Consider the following 19,157-nt stretch of genomic DNA (forward strand, 5'->3'; position numbering starts at 1 on the left):
CGCCGCGGACTTCGGTGGCCCGTCGGCAGCCCCGCTGCCGACGCCCGTCCCGGGCGGAGGGCCTGCCGCCCGTCACCACCGACCCGGCATACCGACCGGTCGCGGCAGTCGGGTTTCCCGGCGCGGCGACTTCATCCGGCACGCTTCACCTTTCACGCGAGAAGGAACGTTGTAATGGCACTCGATTCCGCATTGGATCGCGACGAGGTCGTCGCGCTGATTCGTACCGCGCTGGACGAGGATCTGCGGTATGGGCCCGATATCACCACGGTGGCGACGGTTCGGGCTGACGCGGTGGCGAAGGCGGCCATGGTGTCGCGGCAGCCGGGGACGGTGGCCGGGCTGGATGTCGGGCTGCTGGTCCTGGACGAGGTGATCGGGGCGGGCAATTATGAAGTGAGCGAGCGGGTCGCGGACGGGACCCGGGTGCAGCCGGGGGATACGGTGTTGCGGCTCGTCGCGCCTACGCGGCAGTTGCTGACCGCGGAACGCACGCTGCTGAACATCGTGTGCCATCTGTCCGGGATCGCCACCGCGACCTCCGCGTGGGTGGATGCGGTCGAGGGGACCGAGTGCAAGATCCGGGACAGTCGTAAGACGCTGCCCGGGCTGCGGGCGTTGCAGAAGTACGCGGTGCGAGTCGGCGGGGGCGTGAATCACCGCATGGGACTGGGTGATGCGGCGTTGATCAAGGACAATCACGTGGTCGCGGCCGGGTCCGTGGTGGCCGCGTTGCGCGCGGTGCGTGAGCTGAATCCGGAGATCGAGTGCGAGGTCGAGGTGGACAGCCTCGAGCAGCTGGACGCGGTGCTGGCCGAGGACGTGCAGCTGGTGCTGCTGGACAACTTCCCGTTGTGGATGACGCAAGCCGCGGTGCAGCGGCGCAACAAGACCGCACCGGGGACGAAACTCGAGTCCTCCGGCGGCCTTTCCCTCGAGATGGCCGCCGACTACGCCCGCACCGGCGTCGACTATCTCGCCGTCGGCGCCCTCACCCATTCGGTGCGGGTGCTGGACCTCGGTCTCGATATGTGAGTCTCAGAGCCCGAACTCGCGCGGGTCCAGGTGCAGCACCTGGCAGGCCTCCTTGACGGCGGCGATCTCGTTGGCATCGAAATTGCCGTCCGCATTGCCGATCATGATGCCCATCTGCACCACCGCGCGGGCCTCGGTGTCCTTACCGGTGGCCTTGGCGATCTGCTGCATGACATAGGCGCGCCCGAACGCCGGATCCATGGTGATCCGATTGCAGTTGTCCTCGAACAACGTCCGCAGTTCGTCGGTGGGGAAATGCTGCAGGATGGAATCCGAGCCGATCAGCTGCGCCACCCGCATGCGCTCACCCGGATCGATGCTGCCGTCCGCCGCCGCGACCAGCGCGCAGATGCCCATGGTGGCGTCCCGGAACGTGCCGCCGCGCAGATCGTTTCGCTTGGCCAGTAGTTGTTCTCGCCATTTCGGCGCGCTGTCCATCAATTTGCTGATGGACGTGGCATGCGAGATGAGGCGATTGAGGAAAGCCATGACACACTCCGAGAATTCTTCCCGGACCGACACCACAACCCCCGTGTCCAGGTCCGGACTGCGCGACGTTACAAGCAGACCCTAACAGCCGGTCGGCCGGTAGGGACACGAAAATTATTCGGCGACAATCCTACTCGTATCGGCCGCGGTACGGGGGCGTGACCAGCGAGTTAAGTGGTGAGTTCGCGTTCGAGCGGAGTACGGAAGCGTGGGATGGGCCGTACTTCGCCGTACCAGGCGCGCAGGCGTTCGGCTTCGGCGGCGATGGCGGCGGTCGCTTCCGCCCCGGCGTCCTCCAATAGCTTCCAGACGATCTCGCCGTCGGCGCGCTGCGCCCAGCCGCCGACAATGTGCCCGTTCCACCAAATGGTCGGTCCGACATTGCCATTGCGATCGAACAGCGCCGGGCCGTGCTCGCCGAGATACCAGTCGCGGGACTGCCAGCCCATCGGCGTCGGATCGAGCGCGGGCAGCAGCGCGGCCCACGGTTCCGGTTCCGGGGTCGGTTCCAGGTCGTCGGACAGCACCAGCCCGGTGGTGCCGTCCAGGTCCACCTCGGTGACATCCAGTGCCGCCAAGGTCTTCTTGACCTCGCCCGCGGTCCAGCCGGTCCACCATTTGATATCGCTCACCGGCGCGGGCCCGAAGGTCCACAGCCACCGCCGCACCAGTTCGGCGCGCGCCCGGTCCGCCGCGAGCGCCGGAATCCCCTGCGGCACCCACGATTCCACCGGCGCCCAAGTGTATTGACTGCTGCCCCAGGACCCGTTCGGCCGCCCGCGCACGATCCGGCCCTCCGCGCCGAGGGTCACCAGCACCCAGGTGGTGATGCTGGTCGGCTTCGAATACGGCTTCCCCGGCGCGGTATCCACCTGCGTCCGTAGTCGCGGCACATCCTTGCTCAATTGCGCGCCCGTCGCGGCTCCGCGCGTCAGCAGCGCCGCGTGCGTCTCGGCTTCGACCTCGGCCCACCACGCGGCGACATCCCCTTCGACCGCCCCGAACTTCGCCAGATACCCCGCATACGTCTTGCGCTGCTTGAGTGCCAAGCCGTCCCCGCACGAAGCCTGCAAGGCGGGAACCAGATCCAGCGGTGCGACGAACATGGTCCGCCGCATGGCGAGCATCCGAAGCAGCGTCCGATCCTCGTACAGCGCCTTCTCCACGTGCCCCGGCTCGGCGGTCCGGCTGCGCGCCGCGATCGACAGGAAAACCGTCGCCGGATCGGTCGCATGCAGGACAACCATCGACCGCACGATCGCATCGACATCGTCGCTGCGCTGGGCCATGGCCAGCCGATGCCGAACCCCCACCCGAGCCCGCCGCTCCGCCACACTCATCGCACGCACGATCGGAGGGTAACCGCTCCCACCGACACGCCCCGCTATCCCCGCGCCCGCGCCTGCGGTTCCCCGCGCAGCGGCGCGGACGAGCGGCCCAGGGTGTGTGCGACATGCCGAGGCGTGTTGGTGCTGCGCGATGCGGCAGGTGTGGTGCTACATCCGGCGGCACGGTGCGGTTGCTAGGTATCTCGGCAGGGGTGCAGGTGCCACGTGGCGCGGCGCGTGGTGTGACACCTGGTGGACGCCGACGGCGCGGGTGCGCTGAAGCGGGGGTGGGACGTGCGATGATGCCGCGATGCGAGGTCGGAGCGCAGGGGCTGTGGTCGGGGCGGTAGTGGCAGTGCTGGTTGCCATGGGCGGTGTGGCGCTGGGGGTTTCGGCCGCTTCGCGGGCCGGTGCGGATCCCGTGGGCGGCGTGCGGGTCGATATCCGGGACGTGTCGTTGATCGTGGACGGGGAGACCGCGACGGGGCGGGTGTACGAGCCGTATCGGGAGCGGCCGGGGGATGTGGAGGCGCGGGATCTGATCGTGGCGGTGCACGGGCATGCGGGGAGCGCGGCCGACTTCGAGGGGTATATGAGTTCGATCGTGCGCAATACCGGTGCGCCGCTACTCACCATGGATCAGCGGTCGGCGGAGAGCGTGTGGCGGACGGGGGAGTGGAATGTGTGGGCGGGCTGGCGGGACACGGTCGGCGCCACGCAGTGGTATCGCGGTGCGCACCCGGCGATTTCACGGACCGTGCTGTGGGGGTGGAGTCAGGGCGGGGTGACCAGCTGGCTGGTTCTCGCGTTTCCTGCCCGCGGTCGCCCTGTCGGACATGTTCGTCCACCAGCAGGACATCCGGCGTCCCCTCGGGTACGAGCGAAAAGTACCGGCGGACCGCATGATTCAGGTCCTCGGCAGCCCCGACCCGTTCGCCTTCCCGCGCCGCTATCTCAAGGGACTGCGCTGGGAAGCCTCGGATGTGCAGTGGGCCAAGGGTTCCGGCCCGCTGGTACGCGGCCCCGGCGAAGCGCTCGCCCTCGCGATGGTCGGCCGCCCCGCCGCGCTCGATTCGCTGGCCGGCGACGGCGTGCCCGAACTACGCCGCCGGATTACCGGCTGAAGTTCTCGGTCGATCGGGTTCGGAGCGATGCGCGCGGGCCGACGCTCGGCCGATCGATCGCGGGAGTGCCGGGGCGGCACGCAAACGTGCGGTTGCCATCTTCGCCGCGACGGACGCCGGTCAGCGCCTGACGTTTTCGGCGGCCAGGCCCGCGAGTAACTGTAGCGCCGTGGCGCTGGGGGAGTCCGGTTCCACCGTGTGCGCGACCAGCGCCTGATCCGGATCGTCGGGCAGGCGCAGGGTTTCGAAGCCGAGATCCAGCCGGCCCACCACCGGATGCAGATACACGTATCGGCCGTGCGTCTTGTCCTTGAGTTCATGCTCTTCCCAACGGCTTTCGAACTCCGGACTGCCCCGGCGCAATTCCTCGATGAGTGACGCGATCGCGTCGTCACCGGGATTGCGGGCCGCGTCCAGGCGCAGATACGCGACCACGTCCGCGGCCTTGGCGGGCCAATCCGCGTACAGCTCGCGCATGCCCTCGTCCAGGAACACCAGCCGGGCCAGATTGCGCTCCCCGGGCGGCAGCGCGCCGAAATCGGTGATCAGCGCGGCCGCCAGGCGATTCCAGGCCAGTACGTTCGTGCCCCGGCCCACGATGTAGGCGGGCACGTCGGCGGCCGAATCCAGCAACCGCTTCAACCCCGGCCGCACCTGCTGTTCGGCGTGCGGCTCCTCACCCGACCAGGGGCGGGCCAGCCGGTAGAAGTGTTCGCGCTCCAAGGGATTCAAGCGCAGCGCCCGCGCCACCGCGTCCAGCACCGACTCCGAGAAATGCAGCGTGCGGCCCTGCTCCAGGCGCACATAGTGATCCACGCTCACCCCGGCCAGCAGTGCCAGCTCCTCGCGGCGCAGGCCCGGCACGCGGCGGCGCGCACCGTGATCGACCAGGCCCACCTCGGCGGGGGAGAGCCGGGCGCGGCGCGAGCGCAGGAATTCGCCGAGTTCGGCACGTCGATCCAAGGTCATGTCACCCAGTATCCCGGGCGCCGGCGAGCGCATCCTGGTCATCCCGTGCCCAGGCTCGCGCGGCACTGTTTACCCCGCTTGCGGACCGCGAAAGTAGTGGTCACAGCCGGAACGAGCCGGCCCCGGAGCAGTCCTCCGGGATGCAGCATCAGGAGATATCGAATGACCAACACCCGTCCCTTCGGCGACACCGGCATGGACATCACCCCGCTCGGCTTCGGCACCTGGGTCATCTCGGGACCGAACTGGGAGTACTCGTGGGGCGCCACCGACGACGCCGATTCCATCGCCGCCATCCGGCACGCGGTCGAATCCGGGATCAACTGGCTCGACACCGCCCCCGCCTACGGGCTCGGCCACGCCGAAACCCTGGTCGGGCGGGCGCTTTCCGGCATTCCGGAAGCCGATCGGCCGTACCTGTTCACCAAGACCGGCCTGATCTGGGAGGACGGCGACGACCGGCAGGGGCCGCCGCGCCGCGTCATGCGGCCGGAGAGCGTGCGCGCCGAACTGGAAGGTTCGCTGCGCCGGTTGAACGTCGAGCAGATCGACCTGTACCAGGTGCACTGGCCGGACACCGGCGCGGTCTTCGTCTACGGCGGGGAGGGCGAGAGCATCGCCACCCCGACGCCGCTGGAGGAGTACTGGCAGGTCATGGCCGACCTCAAGAAGGAAGGCAAGGTCCGGGCGATCGGGCTGTCCAATCACAGTGTGGCCGAACTGGATCGGGCCGAAGCCGTCGCGCACGTCGATGCCATCCAGCCGCCGTTCTCGGCCATCAACCGCTCCAATGCCGATGAGATCGCCTGGGCGCACGCGCATTCCACCGGCGTGATCGCCTACTCGCCCATGCAGTCCGGGCTGCTCACCGGCGCGTTCACCGCCGATCGGGTGCTCGCGGCCGACGACTGGCGTTCCGCCAACCCGGATTTCACCACCAACCTGCCCGCCAACCTCGCCCTGGTGGACGCCTTGCGGCCGATCGCGGCCCGGCACGGTGCGTCCGTGGCCGAAGTGGCGCTCGCCTGGGTCAATGCCTGGCCCGGACTGACCGGGGCGATCGTCGGCGCACGCACGCCGGCGCAGATCGACGGCTGGATCGGGGCGCTCGCGCTGGAGCTCACGGCCGCCGACCTCGAGGAGATCGCGACCGCCATCCTCGCCACCGGTGCGGGTTACGGCCCCGCCCGGCCCTGACCCGAACCGCTTCTGCTGGAATCGATTCGGCTTTCCCTTGAACAGACCGTCACCCAACCGAGGAGCACCCATGTCCCTGCACGTCGTCGCCGAACTGCGCGCCGAGTCCGGCCAGGAAGACCGCCTGCGCACCGCTCTCGAATCCATGATCGAGCCGTCGCTGGCCGAACCCGGCTGCATCTCCTACCAGCCCTACGTCAACCCCAACGACGCCGCCCAGATGGTCGTGGTGGAGGAATGGACCGGCGCCGCCGCCCTCGAAGAGCACTTCGCCACCCCGCATTTCAAGCACGTGGCCGAGGTCCTGGAAGGCATCCTCGCCGAGCCGCTCACCATCCGCCGCCTCGTTGCGGAGTAGCGGACCAGCGCAGCTTTCCCGAGCTCCTGGCCGGGATCCAGCACGCCGTGGAAGTCGCACCGGCGGGTGGATTCCGGCCGAAGCCGAATGTCGGCCATGTTCCGAAGCCGGCCGCGCGGCGTGCCCTCGTGCACGGTGCGCCCGTCCTCGTATCGGCCCACACCATCGGTGCCGAGCCGAGGGTGTGACGAATGCCCGGGCAACAGCAGGTGCCGACCGCGGTGATCGTCGGTACGCTCACCAGTGTGATGACGCGGATTCGATCGACAGTGCTGCTGCTGGGCGCACTCGTCATCGCCGCGTGGGCCGTGCTGTATCTCGCTGCGGCCGAACCCAATTCGCTGATCGTGCTCGGTGCCGCGGCCCTGGTCGCCGTCACCGCCGCCATGCTCTCGGCGCAGCGGCTGCCGATCCACCTCACCGCGAACGCCGGACCGCCGGAATCGGCCGGTCAGCGTCGCCGCGGCGCCTACCTGCGGCAGAGCAATCCCGACACCGCGGGGCGGCCACGCCCACGAGCGCCGGGGACCCTCACCGCCTGACCCGGGCCTGTCACGGCCGGGCCGGGCTTTCCACTGCCCCGAACCCTTTTCGCCCCCGCGTCCGCGCGCGGGCACTCGCAGTGAGGTCCCCTCGTGCTCGATTTCATCTATTACCCCGTATCCGCCGTGCTCTGGCTCTGGCACACGGTCTTCGCGTCGGTGCTCGGCGCGTTCAGCGGCGTGGCCTGGGCGCTGGCCATCGTCTTCCTCGTCATCACCCTGCGCGCACTGTTGTTGCGCCCCTTCCTCGCTCAGCTGCGCTGGCAGCGCGGCCTGACCCGCATGCAACCGCAGCTGGCCGAGATCAAACGCAAACATGCCGGTGACCTGCAGCGGCAGAGCCTGGAAATGCAGAAGTTGCAGCGTGAGCACGGCGTCAGCATGCTGGGCGGCTTCCTGCCCATGGTCGCTCAGATCCTGGTGTTCCTCGGCCTGTTCCACGTGCTGCGCTCGTTCCAGAACCCCGACGTCGCCAACTACGTCTTCGGCCCCGGGCAGGTGCGCTCGTTCCTGGACGCGGACCTGTTCGGCGTCCCGCTCACGGCCACGCTCACCAATGGCGCGGCGTCCACCGTCGCGGTGGCCGCGGTGGCCATCCCGCTCATGCTGCTGGCCGCCCTCGCCACCCATATGACGGCCCGGTCGGCCATCGCCCGGCAACGGGAATCCGGCATCGAGCCGACCCAGCAGACCGCGATCATGAACATCCTGTCGCTGTGGGTCTTCCCGCTGGGCGCGCTGCTGTCCGGCCTGATCTTCCCGATCGCGATCCTGCTCTACTTCCTCGCCCAGAACGCCTGGACCTTCGCCCAGCAATACGTCGTGCACCGCAACGAAACCCACACCGCCACCGAGCCTGCCCCGGTCCCGGCGCAACCCGTGAAATCCCTCCCGCCTCGCCCTGGTCAGCGCCCGGCGGCACGAAAGCGCCCCGCGAAGCGCCCCGCCTGACCCGCGGCGCCCGGCAATCCCACGCCCGCGAGCGGCCCGAGCGTGTCCAGCGACCGGATCCCCGGGTCCGGCCCGGGCTCGGACCGCATTTCGCGGGCCCGGGGGCACGACCAGGCGACGGCCCGGGGTGTGAGCTGGGTCGCAGCGGGTGCGACGCGGCCGGCCCGGGCCGGTCCAGCGGATAAGCGCTGGCGGTGACCGGATAGTCTGGTAGCTGGTCGTGAGCGGTATTCGATGCCTGCGCGGCCTCCGTGAATCAGCACAGACAAGGACTCTTGAGCGCTATGACAAGCCGCATCGAGCTCGCCCGCGTGGATCTGCGCGGTCGTACTCCCACTGCTGCCGAACTGCGCGCGGCACTGCCGCGTGGGGGCGTCGACGTGGACTCGGTGCTGCATCATGTGCGGCCGGTCGTGGAAGCGATTCGCGATCGAGGGGTCGAGGCGGCGCAGGAGTACAGCGAGAAGTTCGACGGGGTGCGGCCCGCGTCGGTGCGGGTGCCCGCGGCCGAGCTGGAAAAGGCGCTCGCCGAGCTGGATCCGGCGGTGCGGACCGCACTGGAGGTCGCCATCGAGCGGACCCGCAAGGTGCACAACGATCAGCGGCGGACCGACAAGACCACGCAGGTGGTGCCGGGCGGCACCGTCACCGAGCGGTGGGTGCCGGTCGAGCGGGTCGGGCTGTACGTGCCGGGCGGCAATGCCGTGTACCCGTCCTCGGTCGTGATGAATGTGGTTCCGGCGCAGGCCGCGGGCGTGGACTCGCTGGTGGTGGCCTCGCCGCCGCAGGCGCAGTTCGGCGGGCTGCCGCACCCGACGATCCTGGCGGCCGCGCAGTTGCTGGGCGTCACCGAGGTGTGGGCGGTCGGCGGGGCGCAGGCCGTGGCGTTGCTGTCCTACGGCGGCATCGATACCGACGGGGCGCAGCTGGAACCGGTGGACATGATCACCGGGCCGGGCAATATCTATGTGACCGCGGCCAAGCGGCTGTGCCGGGGCCTGGTCGGCATCGACGCCGAGGCCGGGCCGACCGAGATCGCCATCCTGGCCGATGCCACCGCCGATGCGGCGCACGTGGCCGCCGACCTGATCTCGCAGGCCGAGCACGATGTGCTGGCCGCCAGCGTGCTGGTCACCGACAGCGTCGAACTCGCCGATGCCGTGGACGCCGCGCTGACCGCGCAGATGGCGGTGGTCAAGCACCACGATCGCGTCGCGGAAGCGCTGTCGGGCAAGCAGTCCGGGACCGTGCTGGTCGACGACATCGCCCAGGGGCTGCGCGTGGTGAACGCCTACGCGGCCGAGCACCTGGAGATCCAGACCGCCGACGCCGCCGGGGTCGCCGCCCAGGTGCGCAGTGCCGGAGCGGTTTTCGTCGGCGCGTGGTCGCCGGTCTCGCTCGGCGACTACTGCGCGGGATCCAACCACGTGCTGCCGACGGCCGGATGCGCCCGGCACTCTTCGGGTTTGAGCGTGCAGACCTTCCTGCGCGGCATCCACGTCGTCGAATACTCCGAGGACGCCCTGAAGGACGTCGCGGGACACGTGGTGGCGCTGGCCAATGCCGAAGACCTGCCCGCGCACGGTCAGGCCGTGTCGATCCGGTTCGGAGAACTGTCGTGAGCGCTGTGACCGTCCCCGGTTCGAACATCACCCTCGACGATCTGCCGCTGCGGGACAACCTGCGCGGCAAGAGCCCTTACGGCGCACCGCAATTGACGGTGCCGGTGCAGCTCAACACCAACGAGAACCCGCACCCGCCGAGCAGAGCGCTGGTCGACGATGTCGCCGAATCGGTGCGCGCCGCGGCGGCCGATCTGCACCGGTACCCGGATCGCGACGCGGTCGGGCTGCGCGGTGATCTCGCCGCCTACCTGACCGGGCAGACCGGCATCGCCGTCGACACCGCGAACGTGTGGGCGGCCAACGGCTCCAACGAGATCCTGCAGCAGCTGTTGCAGGCCTTCGGCGGACCCGGGCGCAGCGCACTGGGTTTCGTGCCGTCGTATTCGATGCACCCGATCATCTCCGAGGGCATCGACACCGAATGGGTGGAAGCCAAGCGCAACGGCGACTTCTCCCTCGATATCGACTACGCCCTCGCGGTGATCGCCGAACGCCGGCCCGACGTGGTGTTCGTGACCAGCCCCAACAATCCGACGGGGCACAGCATTCCGGGCGCGGACCTGGAGCGGATTCTCGCGGCCGCACCGGGCATCGTGGTGGTGGACGAGGCGTACGGGGAGTTCTCCAGCGCGCCGAGCGCCATCGGGCTGATCGATCGGTTCCCGGCGAAACTCGTTGTCAGCCGCACCATGTCGAAGGCGTTCGCCTTCGCCGGCGGGCGGCTCGGTTACCTGGTGGCGGCTCCGGCCGTCATCGACGCCATGCTGCTGGTGCGCCTGCCGTACCACCTGTCGGTCGTCACCCAGGCCGCCGCCCGTGCCGCGCTCCGGCACGCCGACGAGACCCTCGCCAGCGTCGCCGAGCTCGCCGCCCAGCGCGATCGTGTCGCGATCGCCCTGCGCGGCATGGGTTTCGAGGTCGTGCAGTCCGACGCCAACTTCCTGCTGTTCGGCCGCTTCACCGACGCGGGCCGGGCCTGGCAGCGCTACCTCGACGACGGCGTGCTCATTCGCGACGTCGGCATCCCGCACTATCTGCGCGCCACCATCGGCCTGGCGGCCGAGAACGACGAATTCCTCCGCGTCAGCGAGAAACTGGCGTCCGACGAGCTGATTCAGCTGTGACCACGGAAGCGACCATGGACCGTATCGCCCGGGTGGAACGCACCACCAAGGAATCCAGCATCGTCGTCGAGATCAACCTCGACGGCTCCGGCAAGACCGATATCGCCACCGGCGTGCCGTTCTTCGACCACATGCTGACCGCGCTCGGCCAGCACGGCAGCTTCGACCTGACCGTGCACGCCAAGGGCGATATCGAGATCGAGGCACACCACACCGTCGAGGACACCGCCATCGTCCTGGGCCAGGCGCTCGCGCAGGCGCTCGGCGACAAGAAGGGGATCCGCCGCTTCGGCGACTCCTTCATTCCGATGGACGAGACCCTGGCTCAGGCCATCGTGGACGTCTCCGGGCGGCCGTACTGCGTGCACACCGGCGAGCCGGAACACATGCTGCACACCATCATTCCGTCGGCGGGTCCCGGCGCGTCCTACTCGACCGTGCTCAACCGGCACGTGTTCGAGTCCATCGCGCTCAACGCCCGCATCGCCCTGCACGTGCGGGTCCTCTACGGCCGCGATCAGCACCACATCACCGAGGCCGAATTCAAGGCGGTGGCAAGGGCTTTGCGCGCCGCCGTCGAATACGATCCGCGCGTGACCGGTGTCCCGTCGACCAAGGGAACCCTGTGACCAAGAAACTCGCCCTCCTGGACTACGGCTCCGGCAACCTGCACTCCGCGAGCCGCGCGCTGGCCCGCACCGGCGCCGAGGTCACCATTACAGCCGATCCCGAAATCGCCTTGGCCGCAGACGGTCTCGTCGTCCCCGGCGTCGGCGCCTACGCCGCCTGCATGGAGGGCCTCAAGTCCGTCCGCGGTGACCGGATCATCGGCAAGCGCCTCGCGGGCAGCCGCCCGGTTCTCGGCATCTGCGTCGGCATGCAGATCCTCTTCGAACGCGGCGTCGAATTCGGCGTCGAAACCGAAGGCTGCGCCGAATGGCCCGGCACGGTGGAACGCCTGGACGCCCCCGTCCTCCCGCACATGGGCTGGAACACCGTGAAAGCCCCCGAGGACTCGGTCCTCTTCGCCGGCATGGACGCCGACACCCGCTTCTACTTCGTCCACTCCTACGCCGCCCAGCACTGGGCCTGGAACGACAACGACAGCCAGATCGCCCCCGCCAAGCTCACCTGGGCCGAACACGGCGTCCCGTTCCTGGCGGCCGTCGAGAACGGCCCGCTGAGCGCCACCCAATTCCACCCGGAGAAATCCGGCGACGCCGGCGCCCAGCTCCTGCGCAACTGGGTCGACTCCCTCTGAACCCACGAAACCCCCGCCACCGGCGGGGGTTTCGCATATCCGGCCGCGGCCGCCGGTCCGCCCGATATCAGGGTTGACCCCGAGTGGAAATGCGGGCGAACACCGGATCCGCCCGGCGGGCCAGCAGCCTAGTTTCGAGTGACGAGGAGGTCGTCATGAGATCCACAGCGGTTCCGCTGGGCGTCATCGGCTTCTACTCGGTGGTGGCGAGCTTCGCCTTCGCCACCACCGCGGCGGAGACGATGTTGCTGTACCCCAATATTTTCAAGGACATTCCCGACTCCCTGGCGCAGACCCAGGACTTCATGAGCGTGGTCGCGGTCGGCGACGTGATGCGGCCGATGGGCGGTGCGCTGACCCTGTGCGCCCTCGCGGCCGTCATCGTGGCGTTGTGGTACCGCATCGGCCGCGGCTGGCTGGCGGCATCGCTGCTCTCACTGATCAGCGGCCAATTCCTGCTGTCGATCCTGTACCAGTGGCCACGCGCGAACATCCTGTTCGACGACCGAGACCAGCACACCCGAGCCGAAATCGACCGTGCGGCATCCGAATTCCTGATCGCGCAGGGCTTCCGGATCGGGGCCGCGCTCTTGACCGCGGTATTCGCCGTGGCCGCCGCACTGGTCTGCTACCGGGCCCGGGTGCTGGCCAAGGCGAGCGTGCCGGCAGGTGCGATGGCGCGGGTCTAGCGCGGGCGAAAGCGGGTCGTGGGTGCCACCAACGAACTTTGGTAGATTCCAGCGATGGACATCGCGCCCGAGGGAGCGTCCGGCAGATTGCGCGCCCTGCCCACCCGCTTGATCGGCCAGGTCGCCATTCTCGCCAATCGCGCCACCGAAAAAGCCTTGGCCGACACCGGATCCCGCCGATACCACTACGCCCTGCTCGCCACCCTCGACGAGAACGGCCCGCTCAGCCAGGCCGAGGTGGGCCGCCGGACCGGCATCGACCGCAGCGATGTGGTCGCCGCGGTCAACGATCTCGCCGACCGCGGCTTCCTGCTCCGCGCGCCGAACCCCTCCGACCGGCGGCAGAACATCCTCACCCTCACCGCGGCGGGCCGCGCCCACCTCCGCGACCTCGACGATCGCCTGGAAGCCGCTCAGGCCGAACTGCTTCCGGGCTTCACCGCCGCCGAACGCGCCAACCTCGTCCTCACCCTGACCCGGGTGCTGGAGAGTCACGCGCGCGATTGAATCGTCAGTTGGCGTGCGACTGGTTGAAGTCCTGCCACGGCGAGCAATTGTCCGAACGGCTCTGCGACGGGCAGATCATGAAACCGGTGACGCGGCGGCCGTTCGGCGTCCGGCCGGAATGCGCGAGCGCCGAATCGCCGGACTCGTGCGCGAACAGGTACTGGTAGCCCTTCCAATCCTGGCCCTCGAAGGTGTACTTGAGGGTGGCGTCGCTGCCCGCCGGCGCCCACACCCACACCCAGCTGCCGTCGGCCTCCGCCTGCGCGCCGTTCCATTCGTAATGCACCTTCGCCGCGGCGGTTCCGGTGGCGAGCGCCAGCGTCGCGCCCAGGGCCGCCACGGTGGTGAGAAGGGTTCGCATCGTCGTCATGTCCGCTCCTTGCCGGTATGTCGCCCGGTGTCTCCGGGCTCGGACAGCAGATTCCCGGCGGCGGCCGTGCGGACGGAAGTGCGGAGATCGAAAACGGACTGCGGAAGTCATTGTGGCCAGGTAGTTTTCGATCATCCCGGGTTAGAATTCCGGACGTGGTGGAGGCGTCGGAGCAAGACGAATTCGACGCGGGGGAGCTGTACGCGACGGCGGCCGCGGTGCGCAGCCGGGAGGATTTCGGCGCCCTGCTCACCGCGAGCGCGCGGGCGGGGCGGATCTCGGTCGGGGCGATCAAGACCCAACTGGGCGGCACCCGCAGCGTCTACGACTGGTTCACCGGAAAGACGCTGCCCCGTGACGCACGCGACGCGCGGCGGCTCGCGGACCTGCTCGGGCGCGTGCTGGCGCGGCGCTACCCCGACCTGGATGTGGCCGATCCGATCTTCGACGCCTGGCAGCGGCTCGCCGAGCAACGGCAGGAAGACGCCGCGGTCCGCGCGCTCTCGAACCGGCGGCCGAATGCCGGTATGCGCTCCAAGGATTCGCGGGATGCGGTGCCGGTCGACACGCCCGATGGTGGTTACGCCGCCGGCGGGTCTCGGGTCGATCTCGTGCGGCGGACGTCGGCGGCGAGTGCCCGCGCGGGTCGCGGTCGGCGGCTCGCGGCGGTGGCGGTCTCGGCGGTGATCGGCTTCGCGGCCGCCTTCGCCATCACCCGCCTGGCCGTCACCCCGGACCCGATCCCGAAGCTCTCTTGCGCCGAATCCGCGAATGTCGATGCGGGCCACGGCTTCGTGCAGTTCGGCATCGCCTACGGTCCACCGGGAGATCCGTATCCCAAGCAGCACACCGAGATACGGATACAGACGCACGAATCGGGTGGGTGGATCGTGTACGCCTATCTGGCGAAGCCGAGTTCGGAGCGCGACCAGATCCGGCTGGAGTGGAGTGATGTGCAGAAGCCGGAGGACGATCAGGTGCATCGGTGCGACGGGCGGGCCGTCAATCTGGTGCAGCAGACGACCGGGATCCTGGCGCGCGGTCCGCGCGGTGAGCCGCGGTGGTTCCGGGCCTGCGGCACGGTCGCGACGGAATTTCAATGGCCGGGACGCGGCCTGACCGCCTGCACGGGATGGAATCGACCCGATGACTATTGAACGGCCCTCGCGCCGAACCATATTCGCGTGTGTGCTGGCGACCTTGGCGGGGGCGGCGGCGGGTATCGGCGTGGGCATCGGCTGGGACGACTGGACCGATCCGGCGAGTTCGTTCACGCCCAACACGACCTCACCGCTGCTGGCTTTCGGAATGTGCGGGGAACGGCTGCAACCCGATCCGGCCGTCCCGTCCGTGACCGTCGGCGACCCGTCGACCGCCTTCGACACGCCCATCCGGAACCGGCAGATCGAATTGCGCGCCCAGCGGCATCCGGAATACGGGTGGATCGTCTGGGCGGAGCTGGTCGCGTCGGCTTCGCCGCAGGACCATCTGTGGCTGGACTGGACCTACACGCGCGAGCAGGACACCAACCCGGCGCTGTGGCGGATGTGCGAACAGCCCGTCACCGCCGGCCGCGCCACGCCCGCGCTGCGGGTGTACGACGACCACGGCCGGTCACGGTGGTTCCAGGCGTGCGGGCAGGTGCCGCCGCAGGATCGCGGGTCGCGGGCCTCGGGGACCTTCTGCACGCAGGATTGGAACCGGCCGAATTGACCGGTCGGCCCGGAAACGGGGGATCGAGGGGTAACCAATAAGATGCTTGCGTGAGTCTTGTGCTGCTACCTGCCGTCGATGTCGCCAATGGTGAGGCCGTGCGCCTCGTTCAGGGAGAGGCCGGCAGCGAAACCTCCTACGGTTCGCCGCGCGACGCCGCCCTGGCCTGGCAGCACGCGGGAGCCGAGTGGGTGCATCTGGTGGATCTGGACGCGGCGTTCGGCAAGGGCAGCAACCGGGACCTGATCGCCGGGGTGATCGGTGAGCTGGATGTGAAGGTCGAGCTGTCCGGCGGGATTCGCGACGACGAGTCCTTGAAGGCGGCCCTCGCGACCGGGTGCGCGCGGGTGAACATCGGCACCGCGGCCATCGAGAACCCGGACTGGTGCGCGCGGGCCATCGGCGAATACGGCGACAAGATCGCGGTCGGGCTGGACGTGAAGCTCATCGACGGCGAATGGCGGCTGCGCGGGCGCGGCTGGGTCACCGACGGCGGCGACCTGTGGGAGGTGCTCGAACGCCTGGAGCGCGACGGGTGCTCGCGGTACGTGGTCACCGACGTCTCCAAGGACGGCACCCTGACCGGGCCCAACCTGGAACTGCTGAGCCAGGTCGCCAATGCCGCCGAAGCGCCGGTCATCGCCTCGGGCGGCATCTCGGTGCTCGACGATCTGAAGGCCATCGCCACCCTGGTGGAGGAAGGCGTCGAAGGCGCGATCATCGGTAAAGCCCTGTACGCGGGCCGGTTCACCCTGCCCGAAGCCCTGGCCGCGGTTCGCTAGCGCCGATGGAACTCGCCGAGCTGCTCACCATCGCCAGCGATGTGCTCGACACTGCCGCACCGCGTTTCGTGGAGGGGATCGGCGCTCCCAGCGCAGTCCAGAAGGGGCGCAACGATTTCGCGACCGCCCTCGACCTGGAGCTCGAGAAGCAGATCTCGGCGCAATTGGCCGAGCGCACCGGAATCCCGGTGCACGGTGAGGAATTCGGCGGACCACAGCTGACCTCCGGGACGGCGTGGGTGCTCGATCCCATCGACGGGACCTTCAATTACTCACAGGGACACCCGCTCTGCGGCATGCTGCTGGCGCTGGTCCGCGACGGCGTGCCGGTGCTCGGCCTGACCTGGCTGCCCATGCAGGGTCAGCGCTATGCCGCGGCCGTCGGCGGGCCGGTGTTCCTGAACGGAAAACCGTTGCCGCCCTTGGAAGCCGCGAAACTCTCGGACTCCATGATCGGCTTCGGCACCTTCAATATCGACGGCGCGGGCCGCATCCCTGGCATCTTCCGGTTCAACCTGCTGGGCGCGCTCAGCCGCCTGTCCGGCCGCCTGCGCATGCACGGCTCCACCGGAATCGACCTGGCCTACACCGCATCCGGCGTGCTCGGCGGCGCGGTCGTGTTCGGCCACCACCCCTGGGACAATGCCGCGGGCGTCGCCCTGGTGCGCGCCGCCGGCGGCGTCGTCACCGACCTGCTGGGCCGGGACTGGACCATCGAATCCGGTTCGGTGCTCGCGGCCGCCCCCGGCGTGCACGAAGAACTACTGGACATGATCACCGTCACGGCCGATCGCGTCCGAGGAGAGGTATCGCAATGAGCTTGGCAGTCCGTGTCATCCCCTGCCTGGATGTCGACGCCGGCCGCGTCGTCAAGGGCGTCAACTTCGAGAACCTGCGCGACGCGGGCGATCCCGTCGAACTCGCCGCCACCTACGACGCCCAGGGCGCCGACGAACTCACCTTCCTGGACGTCACCGCCTCCACCGGCGACCGCGGCACCATGATCGACGTCGTCACCCGCACCGCCGAACAGATCTTCATCCCGCTCACCGTCGGCGGCGGCGTCCGCACCGTCGAAGACGTCGACCGCCTCCTGCGCGCCGGCGCCGACAAGGTCTCGGTCAACACCGCCGCCATCGCCCGCCCCGAAGTCCTGCGCGAAATGTCGGAACGCTTCGGCTCCCAGTGCATCGTGCTCTCGGTGGATGCCCGCACCGTCCCCGAAGGCGGTCAACCCACCCCCTCCGGCTGGGAAGTCACCACCCACGGCGGCAAACGCGGCACCGGCATCGACGCCGTCGAATGGGCCATCCGCGGCGCCGAACTCGGCGTCGGCGAAATCCTGCTCAACTCCATGGACGCCGACGGCACCAAAGCCGGCTTCGACCTCCCCATGATCCGCGCCGTCCGCGCCGCCGTCTCCGTCCCCGTCATCGCCTCCGGCGGCGCCGGCAAGGTAGCCGACTTCGCCCCCGCCGTCCAAGCCGGCGCCGACGCCGTCCTCGCCGCCAGCGTCTTCCACTTCGGCGACCTCACCATCGGCGAAGTCAAAACCGCCATGCGCACCGAAGGCCTCACCGTCCGCTGACCCAGCTCCGGAAAGGCGTCGCTTGACCACCGATCCGGCTCCACCCCAACCCGAGCCCGACCCGTCCGAGTCGAATCCCGCGGTGACCCAACCGGATCCGGCCGCCGTCGCCGCGCAGTCCGCGGATTCCGCCGATGCACCGGAAACGGGCGGCGTCTCGAACCCGCGCGGAGGCAAGTCCGACGACGCACCTTCGCGGCGGAAGCTGCATGCCGGTGTCGCGGTCGGTGCGGTCGGCGCGGGACTCGTGCTTGGCGGCACGCTGCTGGCCGCGTACAGTCGGTTCTGGTCCGAAGGCCGTGACCTGTCGGACTGGGCTGCAGTAGGCCGGGATTGGCTGGGTAAGTTCCGGATTCCGACTGCCGGTCTGTCCGAGAGCTGGGGGGCCTTCGCCCTGGTGATCGGCGTGATCATGCTGGCTGTCGTGGCGGATCTGGTGCGTCGCGCTTCGGCCGCCGAGCCGTCCGACCGAGTGAGTACATGGGTGTTCGGCATCGGAGCGGCGGCGCTGGCACTGGGCGGCTACGCCCTCTCCCAGCACCTGATCGGCGTCGTCGACGATATCGGGTTCTACTATCCGCTGTTCGATCGTCTGCCGACTGCGGCCGGCGCGATTCTACTGATCTTGCTCGGCGCAATCCTTGCCATCGGGCTGTGCCGCCCGGCGGCTGTGCGAGCGGCGGGGAAGCGGACGCTGGTCATCGGTGCCGCTGCGGGCCTGTTGATTTCGGCGGGTGTAGCCGGCACGGCCGTGTACGCCGGTGACGACGATCGGCGCGTCGATCACACCACCGTTGCGGCCGTGCCGGTTCCCGCGGCGCCCACCCGCCTCGGCACCGAACGGTATCGAGTCCCGGTGCCGCTCATGGCCATCAGTCGTCAAGCCGGTGATATCGCCACCGCCGGAACCGGTTTCGTGCTGGCCGACACCGCAGGTCTGACCGCCTATGACGGTGCGACAGGCGCTCCCCGCTGGCACTACCGGCGATCGGATGTCGTCGACGGCGATCGCAACGGGGTGAGCTATGTGAGCGGCTCGTTGCTTTCGGCAGACGGCGGCACGGTGGTGCTCGCCCAGTGGTACAACGCGGGACTGACCGCCTTCGATGCCATTACCGGTGAGTTGCTGTGGACCCGCTCCGAATTCGCCGATGCGACCGGACAACTGCTGGTCGACAGTTCGCGATTCGAATCCGAACAGACTGCGTGGCGGCCGGTGCTTGCGGTAGGTGATGGACCGGGGACATTGGCCGCCACCGACGGCAGTCGGCTGGCCCGTTTCGACGCGCGCACCGGGAACCGGATGTGGGTTGTGGAACTGTGCCGGGCGAATCATTGGTACGTGGCGGTCACCGGCGTCGCGATCTCCCGGATCGCGCACTGCGGTGCGAATCGAGGCGTGGTCACCGCGCTGGATCCGGTCACCGGTGCGGTGATCGGCGAGCGCACCTGGGAATTGCGCGAACACGACGGTGGTTTCGCCCCGCAAGTGTAGCAGTATGGCG

22 protein-coding genes are annotated in these 19,157 nt (G+C 69.2%); 18 read left to right on the plus strand and 4 right to left on the minus strand.

All coding sequences use genetic code 11. The features are described from left to right. Positions 1-174: 174 nt before the first annotated feature. The gene (gene nadC, locus LTV02_RS34990) at positions 175-1,035 is read left to right on the plus strand and encodes a carboxylating nicotinate-nucleotide diphosphorylase (protein ID WP_233035849.1); all 861 of its coding nucleotides are present in this window, start codon (positions 175-177) and stop codon (positions 1,033-1,035) included. A 3-nt stretch (positions 1,036-1,038) separates the two neighbouring features. On the opposite strand, the gene LTV02_RS34995 is transcribed toward nadC, so the two are convergent. Both LTV02_RS34995 and LTV02_RS35000 read right to left on the minus strand, forming a co-directional pair. Then, positions 1,039-1,524 (minus strand): tellurite resistance TerB family protein, encoded by a 486-nt coding sequence (locus LTV02_RS34995; RefSeq protein ID WP_067717697.1) that lies wholly within the window; start codon positions 1,522-1,524, stop codon positions 1,039-1,041. Positions 1,525-1,694: 170 nt separating this feature from the next. After that, positions 1,695-2,864, minus strand: a complete 1,170-nt coding sequence (locus tag LTV02_RS35000) for a winged helix DNA-binding domain-containing protein (RefSeq protein WP_233041845.1) — start codon at positions 2,862-2,864, stop codon at positions 1,695-1,697. An 824-nt stretch (positions 2,865-3,688) separates the two neighbouring features. On the opposite strand from LTV02_RS35000, the gene LTV02_RS35005 reads away from it, so the two are divergent. Then, positions 3,689-3,976: a hypothetical protein gene (locus tag LTV02_RS35005; RefSeq protein ID WP_233035850.1), complete on the plus strand. Its 288-nt coding sequence runs from the start codon at positions 3,689-3,691 to the stop codon at positions 3,974-3,976. 120 nt (positions 3,977-4,096) lie between these two features. Here the strand turns inward: LTV02_RS35005 and LTV02_RS35010 are convergent, their stop codons facing one another. Then, positions 4,097-4,945, minus strand: a complete 849-nt coding sequence (locus LTV02_RS35010; protein WP_233035851.1) for a helix-turn-helix transcriptional regulator — start codon at positions 4,943-4,945, stop codon at positions 4,097-4,099. A gap of 162 nt (positions 4,946-5,107) precedes the next feature. On the opposite strand from LTV02_RS35010, the gene LTV02_RS35015 reads away from it, so the two are divergent. The 10 genes from LTV02_RS35015 to LTV02_RS35060 all read left to right on the plus strand — a co-directional run bounded on the left by LTV02_RS35015 (position 5,108) and on the right by LTV02_RS35060 (position 13,199). After that, a complete protein-coding gene (locus LTV02_RS35015) occupies positions 5,108-6,142 on the plus strand; it encodes an aldo/keto reductase (RefSeq protein ID WP_233035852.1) in 1,035 nt (344 codons plus the stop codon). Between the two features lie 70 nt (positions 6,143-6,212). After that, positions 6,213-6,500, plus strand: a complete 288-nt coding sequence (locus LTV02_RS35020; RefSeq protein WP_233035853.1) for a putative quinol monooxygenase — start codon at positions 6,213-6,215, stop codon at positions 6,498-6,500. Positions 6,501-6,691: 191 nt separating this feature from the next. Continuing rightward, positions 6,692-7,042: a DUF6412 domain-containing protein gene (locus LTV02_RS35025; RefSeq protein ID WP_233035854.1), complete on the plus strand. Its 351-nt coding sequence runs from the start codon at positions 6,692-6,694 to the stop codon at positions 7,040-7,042. A gap of 93 nt (positions 7,043-7,135) precedes the next feature. Then, positions 7,136-7,993, plus strand: a complete 858-nt coding sequence (yidC, locus tag LTV02_RS35030; protein WP_233035855.1) for a membrane protein insertase YidC — start codon at positions 7,136-7,138, stop codon at positions 7,991-7,993. 284 nt (positions 7,994-8,277) lie between these two features. After that, on the plus strand, positions 8,278-9,615 hold the full coding sequence (gene hisD, locus LTV02_RS35035; protein WP_233035856.1) for a histidinol dehydrogenase: 1,338 nt from the start codon (positions 8,278-8,280) through the stop codon (positions 9,613-9,615). Further along, positions 9,612-10,742, plus strand: coding sequence for a histidinol-phosphate transaminase (locus LTV02_RS35040; RefSeq protein ID WP_233035857.1), 1,131 nt, complete (start codon positions 9,612-9,614; stop codon positions 10,740-10,742). The genes hisD and LTV02_RS35040 overlap by 4 nt, the downstream gene beginning before the upstream one ends. A 14-nt stretch (positions 10,743-10,756) precedes the next feature. Further along, the gene (gene hisB / locus LTV02_RS35045) at positions 10,757-11,371 is read left to right on the plus strand and encodes an imidazoleglycerol-phosphate dehydratase HisB (RefSeq protein WP_233035858.1); all 615 of its coding nucleotides are present in this window, start codon (positions 10,757-10,759) and stop codon (positions 11,369-11,371) included. Beyond that, positions 11,368-12,003, plus strand: coding sequence for an imidazole glycerol phosphate synthase subunit HisH (gene hisH / locus LTV02_RS35050; protein ID WP_067717098.1), 636 nt, complete (start codon positions 11,368-11,370; stop codon positions 12,001-12,003). Before hisB ends, hisH begins: the two co-directional genes overlap by 4 nt. A gap of 155 nt (positions 12,004-12,158) precedes the next feature. Further along, positions 12,159-12,692 carry a hypothetical protein gene (locus LTV02_RS35055; protein WP_233035859.1) on the plus strand — a complete coding sequence of 178 codons (534 nt, stop codon included), beginning with the start codon at positions 12,159-12,161 and terminating at the stop codon, positions 12,690-12,692. Between the two features lie 54 nt (positions 12,693-12,746). Further along, the gene (locus LTV02_RS35060; RefSeq protein WP_233035860.1) at positions 12,747-13,199 is read left to right on the plus strand and encodes a MarR family winged helix-turn-helix transcriptional regulator; all 453 of its coding nucleotides are present in this window, start codon (positions 12,747-12,749) and stop codon (positions 13,197-13,199) included. A gap of 4 nt (positions 13,200-13,203) precedes the next feature. On the opposite strand, the gene LTV02_RS35065 is transcribed toward LTV02_RS35060, so the two are convergent. Then, a complete protein-coding gene (locus LTV02_RS35065; RefSeq protein WP_233035861.1) occupies positions 13,204-13,569 on the minus strand; it encodes a hypothetical protein in 366 nt (121 codons plus the stop codon). Between the two features lie 155 nt (positions 13,570-13,724). On the opposite strand from LTV02_RS35065, the gene LTV02_RS35070 reads away from it, so the two are divergent. The 6 genes from LTV02_RS35070 to LTV02_RS35095 all read left to right on the plus strand — a co-directional run bounded on the left by LTV02_RS35070 (position 13,725) and on the right by LTV02_RS35095 (position 19,147). Beyond that, positions 13,725-14,726 (plus strand): hypothetical protein, encoded by a 1,002-nt coding sequence (locus LTV02_RS35070; RefSeq protein ID WP_233035862.1) that lies wholly within the window; start codon positions 13,725-13,727, stop codon positions 14,724-14,726. Positions 14,727-14,757: 31 nt separating this feature from the next. Beyond that, complete coding sequence (locus LTV02_RS35075; RefSeq protein ID WP_233035863.1) at positions 14,758-15,282, plus strand: hypothetical protein; 525 nt, start codon at positions 14,758-14,760, stop codon at positions 15,280-15,282. Between the two features lie 50 nt (positions 15,283-15,332). Further along, positions 15,333-16,064 carry a bifunctional 1-(5-phosphoribosyl)-5-((5-phosphoribosylamino)methylideneamino)imidazole-4-carboxamide isomerase/phosphoribosylanthranilate isomerase PriA gene (priA, locus tag LTV02_RS35080; RefSeq protein ID WP_067717073.1) on the plus strand — a complete coding sequence of 244 codons (732 nt, stop codon included), beginning with the start codon at positions 15,333-15,335 and terminating at the stop codon, positions 16,062-16,064. Positions 16,065-16,069: 5 nt separating this feature from the next. Then, entirely contained in the window at positions 16,070-16,882 is an 813-nt protein-coding gene (locus LTV02_RS35085) for an inositol monophosphatase family protein (RefSeq protein ID WP_067717070.1), read from the plus strand. Then, the gene (hisF, locus tag LTV02_RS35090) at positions 16,879-17,652 is read left to right on the plus strand and encodes an imidazole glycerol phosphate synthase subunit HisF (RefSeq protein WP_067717068.1); all 774 of its coding nucleotides are present in this window, start codon (positions 16,879-16,881) and stop codon (positions 17,650-17,652) included. The genes LTV02_RS35085 and hisF overlap by 4 nt, the downstream gene beginning before the upstream one ends. 82 nt (positions 17,653-17,734) lie before the next feature. Continuing rightward, the gene (locus LTV02_RS35095) at positions 17,735-19,147 is read left to right on the plus strand and encodes an outer membrane protein assembly factor BamB family protein (protein WP_233035864.1); all 1,413 of its coding nucleotides are present in this window, start codon (positions 17,735-17,737) and stop codon (positions 19,145-19,147) included. The last annotated feature ends 10 nt before the right edge of the window (positions 19,148-19,157 follow it).

The sequence above is a fragment of the Nocardia yamanashiensis genome (assembly GCF_021183565.1).
GTDB lineage: Bacteria > Actinomycetota > Actinomycetes > Mycobacteriales > Mycobacteriaceae > Nocardia > Nocardia yamanashiensis.